We start from the raw sequence: 14,012 nt of genomic DNA, 5'->3' as shown, positions 1-14,012 counted from the left end.
TATTTTTGAAAGAAACCAAGTGAGTTTTATTGGGGCACATCGTGGTGCATCCGCTTATTGTCCGGATAATACAATGTCCAGTTTCAGGAAAGCGGTTGAATTAAATGCTGAGATGCTGGAGCTGGATGTTCAATTAACAAAAGATGGCGAGGTTATCGTCTATCATGATTTTTATTTAGATAAGAAGACGAATGGCCAAGGTTTTGTCCATAAACATACGTTAGCCGAAATCCAGCAATTAGACGCTGGTTCATGGTTTTCCGAGAAGTTTTCAGGTGAAAAAATCCCTGCCTTTGAAGAAGTTCTTGCATGGTCGAAAGATAAAATTTGGCTCAATATTGAATTGAAACAAATGGAACATTTACATGAACCGCTTGCGCAAAAGGTTGTTCAGTTAGTGGAAAGCTACCAAATGGAAGAACAGGTTCAAATCATGTCCTTTAATCATGCCTCATTAGTTGAAGTGAGGAAACATAGTAAGGAAATCATTACCAATGTAATTAGTGCATCACGCCTCGTTAATCCAGTGGAGTATTTACGTTCGATGGAAGCTCAGGTACTTAATGCCCCTATTTTTCAGCTTTCTCCTAGTTTAGTAGACGAATTACATCTGCATGGTTTCTATGTGCATGGAAGTATGAGTGATGACCTCCATGTTTGGCAGACCATTCTGGAGTGGGGTATCGATGCAATGGATACGAATATTCCAGATGTGATGATTGAAGAAAGAAATAGATTCTTGAAAAGAGAGGTTCACGATGAACTATTTAACGCTTAAAGGGTTGTCTGACAATAAATCCATTGAAAAAAAGTGTTCACGCTTAATTATGGGAACCGCCGGCTTCTATCAATTTGCTGATAAGGAACAGGCGTTTACGATTATGGGTCAGTATGTTCAAGCAGGGGGGAATATGTTTGACTCCGCCCATCAATATATTAATAGTGAAGAGATATTAGGTGAATGGGCCGAATCAAGAGGCATCCGTAAAGATATTTACATCCTGACAAAAGGAGCCCATCCTGATGATGGCGAACCGGGACCTCGTGTAAACCGTGAGGCGATCAACAAGGATGTTAACGAAAGCTTATCAAGGTTAAGAACCGATTATATCGATTTTTATGCCCTCCACCGCGACGACCTAAGTGTTGAAGTGGGATCGATCATGGAAGTATTAAATGAGCATATTGCGGCAGGCAGAATCCATGCAATTGGTGCTTCGAACTGGACTCATACACGAATCCAAGAAGCGAATGATTATGCGGCAAAACACGGTCTCATCGGTTTTACTTTTAGCAGCCCGAATTTAAGTCTGGCACAATGCAATAAACCCCGATGGACAGGCTGTGTTTCCGTAAATAAGGAAATCTCTAACTGGCATAAGGGAACACAATTGCCATTATTATCATGGAGTTCACAGGCGGGCGGTTTCTTTAGTGGCCGATTCTCACCTGAAAATAGAGAAAATGAAGAAATGGTTGAAGTCTACTACAGTGAGGATAACTGGGAGCGTTATTATCGTGCGCAAAAGCTTGCAGAGGAAAAGGGAGCAAGTACCATTGAAATTGCACTCGCTTATGTGCTGAATCAGCCATATCCGACGGCTGCGATAATTGGTCCTGAAAAAGTAGAGGAGTTATTGTCTTCAATCAAGGGGGCAGAAATTCTGTTAACTTCAGAAGAACTGGACCTGCTCAACTTATGTGAATCGAAAATAGGAGGAGCGAAATAAGATGAGACATAAATTTGCTGCCCAATTATATACTTTACGAAATGAAATAAGCAAAGATTTTCCCTTTGTCTTGCGTGAATTAAAGAAAATGGGCTATGCGGCTGTGCAAATAGATGGACTGTATGATTATCCAGCAGAAGAAATTGCTGAAGTATTAAAAGAAACGGGATTAAAAACAGCTGGAATGCATATCAGCCTTGACCGCATGAACAATGAGTTAGAAACAGTATTAAAGGAAGCGGACTTGTTTGGGACTACCGACTTTTTCTGCCATTACCTTGAGGAAGAAATGCAAAATGTCGAAGGTTATCTGAAAGCAAAGCATGACCTGCTTGAAGTCGCGAATAAGGTAACACCTAGAGGTTATCGTGTTGGGTATCATCACCATGATTTTGAATTCCGGACACAGATAGATGGGGAATTTGCCCTTGATTATATTTTAAAAGAAGAAAATGGTTTATCTCTTTATCCAGAAGTTGATACCTATTGGGTAAAAATGGCAGGAATCGATCCGCTTTCTTATATGAAAAAATTCCCTAATCGAATCCCAATCCTTCATCTAAAAGATATGACCAATGATGAAAGAAAATATTTTGCTGAAGTGGGAACAGGATCGATTGATTTTGAACCGATTTTATTATGGGGTGAACAAAATGGAGTTGAATTCTATGCGGTAGAACAAGACTTCTGTCCCGGCAGTCCCTTGGACAGTTTAGAGCTTAGCCTGACCAATCTCATAAAACTGTCGGAAAAAGTAAACGTATAGAGACCTACAAAAGGTGGTGAGCTAACATCATGAACGATATTGAAATAGTGCATGTCATTTTTAAAACACATCTGGATATTGGGTTTACCGATTTAGCAGAAAACGTGACAGAACAATATATAAAGTCATACATACCAAAGGCAATTGATTTAGCAGAAAGTCTGGAGAAAGATGCTACTTCAGTTGGTTTTGTGTGGACAACAGGCTCGTGGCTGATTCAGGAGTATTTAAAACAAGCAAATACAGAAGAAAAGAAAAAAATGGAAACTGCGATTGAAAGGGGATTTATCGCCTGGCATGGTCTTCCTTTTACGACGCATACGGAATTAATGGATGCTGAGTTATTTCAATACGGGCTATCGATCGCAAAACGATTAGATTCCAAATTTGAAAAACAAACCATTTCAGCAAAAATGACCGACGTTCCAGGGCATACAAAAGCGATGATTCCTTATTTGGCGAGTGACGGTATCCAATATTTACATATTGGCGTAAATCCAGCCTCAAAAGTTCCTTCCGTTCCATCGATCTTTCTATGGAAGGGGAAAGACGGCTCGGAAATCGTTGTGAACTATGCTGATAACTATGGGGACGTTCTTAAACTGGATGGATTAAAAGAAGTGATGGTGTTTGCCCACACAGGTGATAATTGTGGACCGCCGTCGATTGAAGATATTAAAGCTGAGTTTGCGAGTTTACAAGAAAGGTTTCCGAACGCAGTTATCAAAGCATCGACCATGGATGCGTTTGCGGCCAATATACAGGATATTAAACACAACTTGCCTATTGTTTATGAAGAAATCGCTGATTCGTGGATCCATGGAGCGGCTACCGATCCCAAAAAAGTAGCGCAATATCGGGAGTTACTTAGACTGAGAAATCAGTGGGTATCGGAAGGCAGGTTAGACATAAATAGTGATGAGTATACTCAGTTTTCTGACTGTCTGCTGTTAATCCCTGAGCATACATGGGGATTAGATGAAAAAAAACACCTCAATGATTATAAAAACTATGCCAAGCAGGATTTTCACCAGGCAAAGATAAGAAATACGATTGATGAAGATTCAGTGCCAGACAAATACAGCTATATCGGTTCATTTGCCATGGATGAGTATGATCGTTTATCGATGGAAGTTTTTTCAGGAGCACCGAAAAATCGAAATTATCAATTATTCGAAGATTCGTGGAAGGAACAGCGGGGCTATATTCAAAAAGCTGTTCATTCATTATCCGTCGAACGGCAGCAGGAAGTGTTTGAAGCATTCCATGCATTGAACGCTCAAAAGCTGGAACCGGGCAGTGTGAGTATAGAGCTGAACAGGTCTTATTCTCTTGGAGGGCTTACTGTAGCGTTTGCAGAGGACGGCTCCATTTCTAGTTTAGTAGACAGATGCGGGAAAGAGTGGGCAAACAAGCAAAAACGGATTGGTGTATTTGCTTACGAGTCATTTGGCGTTGAAAATTACAATCAATGGTTTGAGGAATATGTGGAGAATATTGGTCAAACGTATCGGTGGTCTGAAGCGGACCAGGGAAAACCGGGATTCGAGCTCATTACTCCGACCCCAAAACATGAAATCTATCAACCCAGGGTCGTTTCACTAACAAAAACAGAAACCACAGCAAGTGATGATGTCATTGTCCATTTATGTTTGCCTCAATATCCAGTGGAGTCATTGGGTGCTCCAAAAGAGGTTATGATTCAATATAAATTTTGTAAGCAGGATGACCAAATTGATATTGAGCTTCATTGGTTCGATAAGGATGCAAATCGCTTACCAGAGGCAATGTGGTTTTCATTTGGGCTAGAAGTGGATAATCCAAACATTTGGAAATTGGATAAGTTGGGTGAACGCATCTCTCCATTAGAAGTGGTGAAAAACGGAAACCGCAACCTCCATTGTGTTGATAAAGGACTGTATTATGCCGGGGCAGATGGTGAAGTGCTGATTGAGACGAAAGATTCACCACTCGTATCACCAGGTGAAAAGAGACTGTTACAGTTTAACAATACCTTTGCTTCATTAGAAGGGGGATTCCACTTTAATCTCTACAACAATATTTGGGGAACCAACTTCCCGATGTGGTATGAAGAAGATGGAAAAAGCAGATTTACATTGAAATTGAAATCCTATTTTTAAATCAGGATAAAGGTCCAAGTAATGGGCCTTTATCCATTTTGGGTAACTCTTCTATTCAAGGGGGAGACATGATGAATTTTTCAAATCTTAATCGAAAAGAGTACATTGATCAACTGACAAAAGATCGATATGATGTTTTGGTCCTTGGAGGTGGAATCACAGGAGCAGGAATTGCCGTTGATGCTGCCGCAAGAGGAATGAAGGTCGCTATTGTCGATATGCAAGATTTTTCTGCGGGAACTTCCAGCCGTTCTACTAAACTCGTCCATGGCGGCTTACGTTATTTGAAGCAATTCGAATTCAAAATGGTTGCTGATGTTGGCAAAGAAAGAGCGGTTGTCTATGAAAATGGACCACATGTAACAACACCGGAGTGGATGCTCCTGCCCCTTTACGAGGGCGGTACTTTTGGAAAAATCAGTACTTCCATCGGCTTAATGGTCTACGACTTTTTAGCAGGTGTAAAAAAGCAGGAAAGAAGAACAATCCTTAATGCTCATGAAACCTTACAACGTGAACCTTTATTAAAAACGAAAGGGTTAAGGGGCAGCGGGGTTTATGTTGAATACCGAACAGATGATGCAAGGTTAACCATTGAAGTCCTAAAGAAGGCGATTGAAAAGGGAGCCGTTGGCCTGAATTATGCCAAGGCTGAAGAACTGTTATATGAGAATGGAAAAGTTTAGGGTGCGAGGATTCACGATCGATTAGGTGGAACAAGCTTTACAGTCCGTGCTAGTGAGGTTGTAAATGCGACTGGGCCATGGGTCGATTTGATCCGTGAAAAAGATCAATCTAAAAGGGGGAAACAATTAAAATTATCAAAAGGTGTTCATCTTGTGATTGACCAATCAAGGTTCCCATTAAAGCAGGCCGTTTATTTTGATACCCAGGATGGAAGAATGGTGTTTGCGATTCCCAGAGCCGGTAAAGCCTATGTAGGCACAACCGACACCTTTTATGATGAAGATGCCGTCCATCCGAAAATGACCAACAGTGACCGCGCCTATATTTTAAATGCGATCAATTATATGTTTCCCAAAGCCCGAGTGACGGAAAAGGACGTCGAATCCAGCTGGGCCGGGGTCAGACCGCTTATTTTTGAAGAAGGGAAAAATCCTTCTGAGATTTCCCGAAAAGATGAAATTTGGGTTTCCGATTCAGGGTTAATTACGATAGCAGGCGGTAAGTTAACGGGATATCGGAAAATGGCTGAAACCTTGGTCGACTTGCTGGTTAATAAACTAGGTCAAGCTTTTAGAAAGTGTGAAACGAGAAATTTGCCGATTTCAGGCGGTGACGTCGAGGGAGCCCAAGGATTTCTGGCATTTTTGAAAAAACAGGTAGCAATTGGAGTGGAATTGGGGTTAAGGGAAGAAGAAGCTTATCATCTAGCTTCCATGTATGGTTCCAATGTTCCGTACCTTTTCCAAATTGTAAAAGAGAGAAGCGGGGATGCCGGAAAGTATACTATTCCGGTCGTGCTATTCAGCAAATTAGTTTATGCGATTGAGAATGAGATAGCAGCTACACCGATTGACTTCTTTTTTAGAAGAACGGGAGATTTATTGTTTCATGTTGATTTAGTCCAAGAATACAAAAATCAAGTAACGGCTTTTATGGCAGATGTTTTTAAGTGGTCCCAGGATGAAAGGGACCAATACAGTAATGACGTGGAGAGAGAATTGAAGAATGCCACTGCCTCAACTGTCAGTAAATCCAAATTTGATTAGGTGATCGATGGACCATAGTCATCCCTGTTTAGAGGGTTAAGCAGTCGCTCGTTGATGAAGGAAATAACATTGATAACACGATCCATGCCGAAATAGCTGACCCACATTTTATTAGAGGAAGTGCTCAACCATCTATGTTTGATCATAAAAAAGGGAGGATTAAGTGATGTTGACTGTAGGAATAATCGGAGCTGGGCGTATTGGGAAAATACATGTTGATAATTTGAGAGGCATTCCACGCCTTAGAGTAAAAAGTGTTTCAGATGTTGCAATCGGACATCTTGAATCATGGGCAAAAGAGAAGCAAATAGAAGTTTTGACAACAAGTTACCTTGACATCCTAAATGATCCGGAAATTAATGCTGTATTCATTTGTTCGCCTACCAATACACATGCAAACATTATTAAAGAAGCTGCAGTAGCAGGAAAACATATTTTTTGTGAAAAACCAGTCAGCTTTACTGTGGAAGAAACGGAAGAAGCACTTGCAGCTGTCGAAAAAGCTGGTGTAAAGCTTCAAGTTGGATTCAATCGCCGATTTGATCCCAACTTCCGTAAAATCCGTGAGCTCGTCCAAGGTGGTAAAGTTGGCCAGCCCCATATTTTACGCATCACATCCCGTGATCCGGAGCCACCAAGTGTTGATTACATAAAGTCGTCAGGCGGATTATTCATGGACATGACGATACATGATTTTGATATGGCCCGTTATATTATGGGCAGTGAGGTTGTGGAGGTTTCTGCGACCGGGGCGGTACTTGTAAATCCAGCTATTGGTGAAGCTGGTGATATTGATACTGCTATTATTACGTTAAAGTTTGCAAACGGCGCTCTTGGCGTTATTGAAAACAGTCGCCGTGCTGCCTATGGATATGACCAGCGCTTAGAAGTGTTTGGTGACAAGGGTGCCGCACAAGCGGATAACAATCGCGCTAACAATGTGGAGCTTTCCACTGCGGAAAATGTTTTAAAAGAGAAACCTCTATACTTTTTCCTAGAACGCTACACACAAGCCTATACCGATGAGGTAACCGAGTTTGTTACTGCTATCCTTGAAAATCAACCAGTCAGCTGCAGCATTTTTGATGGCCTCCAGGCAGAGAGGATTGCCCATGCGGCTAAAAAGTCGCTTGCAATTGGAGCGCCAGTTCAGTTGCAACAGGTTGGTCAATCGGCAACTGTCTAGTATTAGGAAACTAAACGGAAGATTATTAAGAGGGGGAACGAGGATGTTTGAGGGTAATCAAGTTAAGTTGGCGATTGCGCCAATCGGATGGACAAACGATGATATGCCAGAGCTTGGCGGTGATGTGACATTCGAACAATGTATTAGTGAAATGGCGCTTGCAGGATTTTCCGGCAGCGAGGTCGGCAATAAATACCCTCGAAATCCAGAGGTTTTACAAAAAGCATTGTCAATTCGGGGTTTGGAAATCGCAAGTGCTTGGTTTAGCAGCTTTTTAACCTCTAAACCATATGAGGAAACAACAAGGGAATTTATCGAACATCGAGACTTTTTACATGAAATGGGTGCGAAAGTCATTGTCGTTTCTGAACAAGGCAATAGCATTCAAGGTCAAATGGATAAAGCGCTATTTGAGCATAAGCCTGTTTTTACAGAAGGAGAATGGCAGCTTTTAGTCAAAGGGTTACATCTTCTTGGCGACCTCGCAGCTGAAAAAGGGATGAAAATTGTCTATCACCATCACATGGGTACAGGTATTCAAACGACAGATGAAATTGACCGCTTGATGGCGGAAACGGATCCTAATAAAGTATCACTTCTATACGATACGGGTCATCTTGTTTTTTCCGGCGAGGATCATTTACACGTACTAAATAAACATATGAGTCGGATTCATCATGTTCATTTAAAAGACGTACGAATAGATGTGGTTAATAAGATTCGTGAAGGGAAATTGAGCTTTCTACAAGCCGTTAAAGATGGAGTATTTACGGTACCTGGAGACGGAGTCATTGACTTTAAACCAGTTTTTGAAGTATTAGACGCTGCTGGTTATAAAGGCTGGTTTGTTGTAGAGGCTGAACAGGACCCTGCAGTTGCTAACCCATTTGAATATGCATTAAAAGCACGAAAATATATTCGTGAAACAAGTGGACTGTGAGCCAGACGCGAAAATCTGGCTTGAAAAATGAGATTGTAACCACCTTTCAAAAAAATATATCTTCTATCTATAGATATGGGACCTGCCCCCTCTGAAAACCGTGAGATATTTTCTTGCGGTTTTTTTGCACTTATTGTTCATGGATCTATGTGTCCGAACTATCGATGTCCTAAGCATATGGTTAGATGCAAAGTGGAAGGCCAAGTTTGCAAAATTACTGCTTAAAAGATATAAATAGGTAAGTTTAGGTAGGAAGATAAAGCATTTAACTATTCGGAGGATATAAAAATGTTAATAGACAAAATAATAAAATTTGAAAATAATTTTGCAGAGGTTCAATCCCAAGTAATAGAAAAACCTTTTGGCAAAATCTTTTATGATAAAAGTAATCCTTTATCATATGATAGTAATCATGCATTGATTAATGAGGATTCTGACTATGAATTCGCAATAAAAGATATTGTGGATTTTTATCAATCAATAGCTATAACTCCACGAGTCTATACATTCTCAAGAAATAAAAGTAAAATTGGTCAATATTTAGAAAGTAAAGGATTTAAGAAATCATTAGATGAAATTTGTTTCTTTGTCCAAAAAAATAAAATAATAATAGATATTCCTCAGTCCCTACATGTTAAAAAGTTAAATTATATAGATGAAACAATAAATGAATTACTCAGCTCTGATAAAGAACAAGGTGAGTGGGGTTATAAATCTCTGCTAAAGTCGATAGATAACGAAAATTTTTATTTATTTGGGGGATACGATGATGGAGAGTTAGTTTGTATAGCTTCCTTGTATCACAAGAATGATATTTCTAGAGTAAATGATGTATTTACTAAAAAAGATAAAAGAGGCAAGGGGTATGGCAGCCAATTAATTAACTTTATTACTGATTTTAATGAAAGGACACTAAAAACAGTAAGTTATTTATATGCTCACAATCCTAATGCAATAAAAGTATATAAAAAAGCTGGATATGAGGAAATAAGTGCAATTGTGAGAGGCTGTTACTGGTTAGAATAATACCCATGCTAGTCATGCCCATAAGTTTGAATAAAGTGATATTGTAATAATATGTTCTATAGCGGTTTCAAGGTTACCATCAGCATATCACCAGACCCCATTATCTTATCGTATACAATAAAATAATAATCTGAAAATTAAGTATTATTTTAATATTGACAATAATGAAAACATCGGGTAAAATCAAACCAACCCATCAGACAGGTGAGACATGTAAGACGCATAAGACAAGTTAGATACATAGGATAAGTAGAACGAATGGGGTGTTGAGCATGTCGAAAAAAGTCAGTAGTATTGTAACTGAATATATATTGGAAGAAATTAAGAAGGGTACGTTTAAAGTAGGTGATAAACTGCATTCGGAGCGGGAGCTGATGGAAACCTTAAAGGTAGGCAGATCATCTGTGAGGGAAGCCTTAAATAGTCTGGTGGATATGCAGGTCTTGGAGAAGCGAATGGGGATTGGCGTATTTGTCAAAAAAACGGATTTTAGCGACATGGTTCACACGCATGTTGTGTCTGCACTTCTTGATCCGAAAAATTCCCGAGAACTCATGGAGTTTCGTTTGATGCTTGAAGTGGAAATTTGCGGGAAAGCAGCGGAAGTTGCAAAAGAAGAGGACTTTGCTCAAATGGAGCAATCCCTGGAAATGATGAAGAGAGCGATCCAATTGAATTTACCTATTCTGGATGCGGATCAAAAATTTCACCAGGCCATTGTCCATGCAACAAGAAATCAGGTTTTGATGAAAGTCTATGAATCTATTACTGATTTTCTTACCTCCGCCAAAAGAGAGATGCTTTTGATCTCGGATAAGCTTTCCACTATTCAATTCCACGAGAAAATTTATCAGGCGATCAAAGATCATAATGTCGAGTTAGCGAGACAAATGATGAGGGAACATTTGTATGACGTAGCCCTTCGATATGAAAAGCTGCATGAAAAATGGGAGAAAGAAGAACAGCAGCGGGAGAAAACAGAACAACAATAACAACTCAAAGGTAACAATTTTTTTTGGTTAAAAATTTCAGAAAATAAATATTATTCAGATTTAAATAGTGTTCAACAATTAATATTAATTATAAATGGGGGTTGAAAGTATGTTAAGTAAAAAGGCTCGATTTACATTTGCAACAGCTATTATCGGATCGATGATCGCAATGACCGGATGCAGTGGTGGGAATCAATCTGCATCGACTGGAAATTCTGCTCAAAAGCCTGCTGCTTCCACACCTGCTGGCAAAAAAGTGATTAACATCAGTCTTAAAGCGGATCCGCCAAGCTTAGATCCTAGCCAATCCAATGCTCTAGTCGATCGCCAAGTTCAAAACAGCATCTATGATAAACTCTTTGACCTCGACAAGGATGGAAAAATTGTACCTGTTTTAGTCGAATCCTTTGAGGTTTCTCCGGATGGAAAGGTGTATACCTTTAAATTAAAGACTGGAATCAAGTTTCATGACGGTACTGAATTTAATGCAGAAGCTGTAAAGTTCAACATCGAGCGTGATAAAGCAGACAATTCTCGTCGTAAGAATGAAATGAGTTTTGTACAAAAAGTAGATGTTGTAGATCCGCAAACGGTGAAGGTTGAACTATCTGAACCATTCTCTCCGTTTATTTCGATTCTTACCGATCGTTCAGGCATGATGGTATCTCCTGAAGCGGTGAAGAAATATGGTGATGATTTCTTGAATCATCCTGTAGGAACCGGTGCCTATGTTTTCGTGGAACATATTAATGGCGACCATGTTACGTTGAAAAAGAATGAAAACTATTGGAATGGTAAAGTCAACATTGATGAATTGAATTACAAAGTGTTTACGAACGGGACAGCAGCGGTTCAAAACCTAAAATCCGGTCAACTTGATTTCATAGATGAAGTTCCGACTAAGGAAATTAAAGGATTGGATAATAATCCGAATGCAAAAGTGGTTGCTGAAGCCGGAATGGCTTACCAAGGGTTCTACCTGAACACCAAACAAGAGCCATTCACCAATAAGTACCTTCGCCAAGCAGTAAATAAGGCAGTTGACCGTGATGCTTTCATCAAGGTTGTCCTTGACGGCTATGGAGCACCTGCAAACTCTCCTTTCGCACCAGGTAACCTGGCATATGGCGATTCAGATAAAGTGGAAAAGCCAAATAAACAAGAAATTAAGGACTTGCTGGCCAAGGGTGGAAAGCCAGATGGATTCAGCTTTAAATTACAAATCGGCACCTCTCCTGTCAATGAACAGTTCGGGGCTGTTATTCAGAACATGTTAAAGCCTTACGGAATTCAGGTAGAACTAGAAAAGATCGAGTTTGGAACGATGTTGGAAAATGGGGCTAATCATAAATTCCAAGCTCTTCAACTTGGATGGTCAGGACGTCCCGACCCAGATCAAAGTTTCTTCGATTTCGTTGTAACCGGTCAGCCAAACAACTATGCAGCTATATCAAACCCAAACTTGGACAATCTGGCTAAGCAAGCTCGAGTTGAATTGGATCCAGCCAAGCGTAAGGTCATTTATGATCAAGCGATGGAAATTGTCCATGATGAATCTGAATACGTGCACATTTACCATGATTTCAACCGTTTTGGAGTCTCTAAGAAGGTTACTGGCTTTGAATATATACCAGACGGCATCATCCATACACAAAAATTAGACAAGAAATAACATCCTTTTGAAAACACAATGAGGAGGAGAAGGACATGAAATTTCTCGTTAGGCGTTTGCTGTTGACCATTCCGATTCTCTTCCTAGTGTCGGTTCTGACCTTTTCTCTGATCCATTTGATCCCGGGTGATCCAGCCCGGGTCATTCTTGGTCAAGAGGCGACACCAGAAGCCTATCAATCACTTCGGGCAGAATTAGGATTGGATAAGCCTATTGTTGTTCAGTACTTTACCTGGGTCGGGCATGTTTTGACAGGAAATCTGGGAATATCGATCACGGATCGGGTTCCAGTCACCGAACTGATTTCCCAACGATTGCCTGCAACGGTTGAATTAACGATTGGTACCTTTGTGGTCGCATTACTGATTGCTTTTCCTGCCGGTATCCTTGCTGCCGTTAGAAGAGGAACTGCCCTTGACTATACCAGTACATTTGTTGCCTTGGGCGGGATGAGTATCCCCAGCTTTTGGCTGGCGATGATGTTTATTATTTATTTTTCCGTTAAGTTAGGCTGGCTTCCGGCCTCCGGTTATGTTCCGATTTCAGATAATCCAGCACAGAATTTACTGGCGATGATCTTACCTTGTTTGGCCACAGGTCTTCGGGAATCGGCGGTTCTGATGAGAATGCTTCGCTCTTCTTTGCTCGAAGTAGTCAATATGGATTTTGTCCGTACCGCTAAAGCGAAAGGGCTAAATGAAGTGAAGACCATTTTAGGACATGTGCTCCGCAATGCCATGATTCCGGTTGTGACTACCTCCGGATTGATGATTGCCGGACTTCTTGGCGGATTGGTTATTACCGAATCGATTTTCTCCATTCCGGGCTTTGGCCGACTCATCGTAGAATCCGTTTTTAAACGTGATTATGTAACCGTACAGGGAGCTATCTTAGTATCGGCCGTATTGGTTGTCGGTGTAAATCTAGTCGTTGATTTGCTTTATGCCGTGATCGATCCTCGAATCAAAGCGGGCAAGGGGGTTTCATAATGAAGACATTCAAAAAGTTTTTGCGGACAGGATTAGGTGTTTTCGGTGGGGTTATTATTCTATCTTTGATTCTTATGGCTATTTTTGCCCATCAATTGGCCCCTTTTGATCCGAACGCCCAAGACTATAATGCTATTCTTTTGCCGCCAGGCGGGGAACATTTTTTTGGAACGGATGATTTAGGAAGGGATATCTTCTCCCGAGTCGTTTATGGAGCACAAATTTCGATTAAAGCAGCGTTATTATCTGTAGGCATTGCTATCCTCATTGGTGTTCCGATTGGACTTCTTGCCGGATACTTTGGCGGATTTTGGGATGAATGGGTGGTTATGCGTTCCGTTGATGCGATGCAGGCTTTCCCTTTCCTTATCTTGGCACTGGCCATTGCCGCCGTGTTGGGAAATGGATTTGGAAATGCGATGATCGCCATAGGTATTGGGTTTGCCCCCGCTTTTATCCGGATTACACGCGGACAAGTGCTGCAGCTTCGCAATATGGAATATATTCATGCGGCGAAAGCGACAGGCGTCAAAGATCTTCGCATTATTTTCAGTCATATCCTGCCGAATGCCCTTAATCCGATTATCATTCAATCCACTCTGGCTATGGCATCAGGAATTCTAGCAGAAGCCTCCTTATCCTATTTGGGATTAGGCGTGCAGCCGCCGACTCCCTCATGGGGAAGTATGCTGAACCAGGCCCAAACCATCATGACCGAGTCACCCTATGCGACTATTTTTCCTGGTATGGCCATCTTTTTGGTTGTTCTCGGATTTAATCTGCTAGGCGATGGATTACAGCAAACCTTGGACCCAAGAATTCGTAAATAATCGAAAG

11 protein-coding genes and 1 pseudogene are annotated in these 14,012 nt (G+C 40.8%); all 12 read left to right on the top strand.

Annotation, left to right across the window (positions count from 1 at the left end; all coding sequences use genetic code 11):
• Nucleotides 1–19: 19 nt before the first annotated feature.
• The 12 genes and pseudogenes from BR30_RS32740 (at nucleotide 20) to BR30_RS0105805 (ending at nucleotide 14,005) form a co-directional block, all read left to right on the top strand.
• Nucleotides 20–778: a glycerophosphodiester phosphodiesterase gene (locus tag BR30_RS32740; RefSeq protein WP_051633478.1), complete on the top strand. Its 759-nt coding sequence runs from the start codon at nucleotides 20–22 to the stop codon at nucleotides 776–778.
• Entirely contained in the window at nucleotides 759–1,730 is a 972-nt protein-coding gene (locus BR30_RS0105855; RefSeq protein WP_026564202.1) for an aldo/keto reductase, read from the top strand. Before BR30_RS32740 ends, BR30_RS0105855 begins: the two co-directional genes overlap by 20 nt.
• Nucleotide 1,731: 1 nt before the next feature.
• A complete protein-coding gene (locus tag BR30_RS0105850; protein WP_026564201.1) occupies nucleotides 1,732–2,496 on the top strand; it encodes a sugar phosphate isomerase/epimerase family protein in 765 nt (254 codons plus the stop codon).
• Nucleotides 2,497–2,525: 29 nt separating this feature from the next.
• Nucleotides 2,526–4,637 carry a DUF5054 domain-containing protein gene (locus BR30_RS0105845; RefSeq protein WP_026564200.1) on the top strand — a complete coding sequence of 704 codons (2,112 nt, stop codon included), beginning with the start codon at nucleotides 2,526–2,528 and terminating at the stop codon, nucleotides 4,635–4,637.
• A gap of 71 nt (nucleotides 4,638–4,708) precedes the next feature.
• Nucleotides 4,709–6,370: pseudogene (locus BR30_RS32735) on the top strand (glycerol-3-phosphate dehydrogenase/oxidase).
• A 166-nt stretch (nucleotides 6,371–6,536) separates the two neighbouring features.
• Nucleotides 6,537–7,556 (top strand): inositol 2-dehydrogenase, encoded by a 1,020-nt coding sequence (gene iolG / locus BR30_RS0105835; protein ID WP_026564199.1) that lies wholly within the window; start codon nucleotides 6,537–6,539, stop codon nucleotides 7,554–7,556.
• 43 nt (nucleotides 7,557–7,599) lie between these two features.
• Nucleotides 7,600–8,496 carry a myo-inosose-2 dehydratase gene (gene iolE, locus BR30_RS0105830; RefSeq protein ID WP_026564198.1) on the top strand — a complete coding sequence of 299 codons (897 nt, stop codon included), beginning with the start codon at nucleotides 7,600–7,602 and terminating at the stop codon, nucleotides 8,494–8,496.
• A gap of 288 nt (nucleotides 8,497–8,784) precedes the next feature.
• Complete coding sequence (locus BR30_RS0105825; RefSeq protein WP_026564197.1) at nucleotides 8,785–9,522, top strand: GNAT family N-acetyltransferase; 738 nt, start codon at nucleotides 8,785–8,787, stop codon at nucleotides 9,520–9,522.
• A gap of 272 nt (nucleotides 9,523–9,794) precedes the next feature.
• The gene (locus tag BR30_RS32730) at nucleotides 9,795–10,514 is read left to right on the top strand and encodes a FadR/GntR family transcriptional regulator (protein WP_051633477.1); all 720 of its coding nucleotides are present in this window, start codon (nucleotides 9,795–9,797) and stop codon (nucleotides 10,512–10,514) included.
• A gap of 109 nt (nucleotides 10,515–10,623) precedes the next feature.
• Nucleotides 10,624–12,186 (top strand): ABC transporter substrate-binding protein, encoded by a 1,563-nt coding sequence (locus BR30_RS0105815; protein ID WP_026564196.1) that lies wholly within the window; start codon nucleotides 10,624–10,626, stop codon nucleotides 12,184–12,186.
• Nucleotides 12,187–12,221: 35 nt separating this feature from the next.
• On the top strand, nucleotides 12,222–13,175 hold the full coding sequence (locus tag BR30_RS0105810; RefSeq protein ID WP_026564195.1) for an ABC transporter permease: 954 nt from the start codon (nucleotides 12,222–12,224) through the stop codon (nucleotides 13,173–13,175).
• Nucleotides 13,175–14,005 (top strand): ABC transporter permease, encoded by an 831-nt coding sequence (locus BR30_RS0105805; RefSeq protein ID WP_026564194.1) that lies wholly within the window; start codon nucleotides 13,175–13,177, stop codon nucleotides 14,003–14,005. Before BR30_RS0105810 ends, BR30_RS0105805 begins: the two co-directional genes overlap by 1 nt.
• Nucleotides 14,006–14,012: the final 7 nt, after the last annotated feature.

This window comes from Bacillus sp. UNC41MFS5 (genome assembly GCF_000686805.1).
The sequence above is the reverse complement of the archived record's forward strand: the minus strand, read 5'-3'. Positions and strand labels throughout refer to the sequence as shown.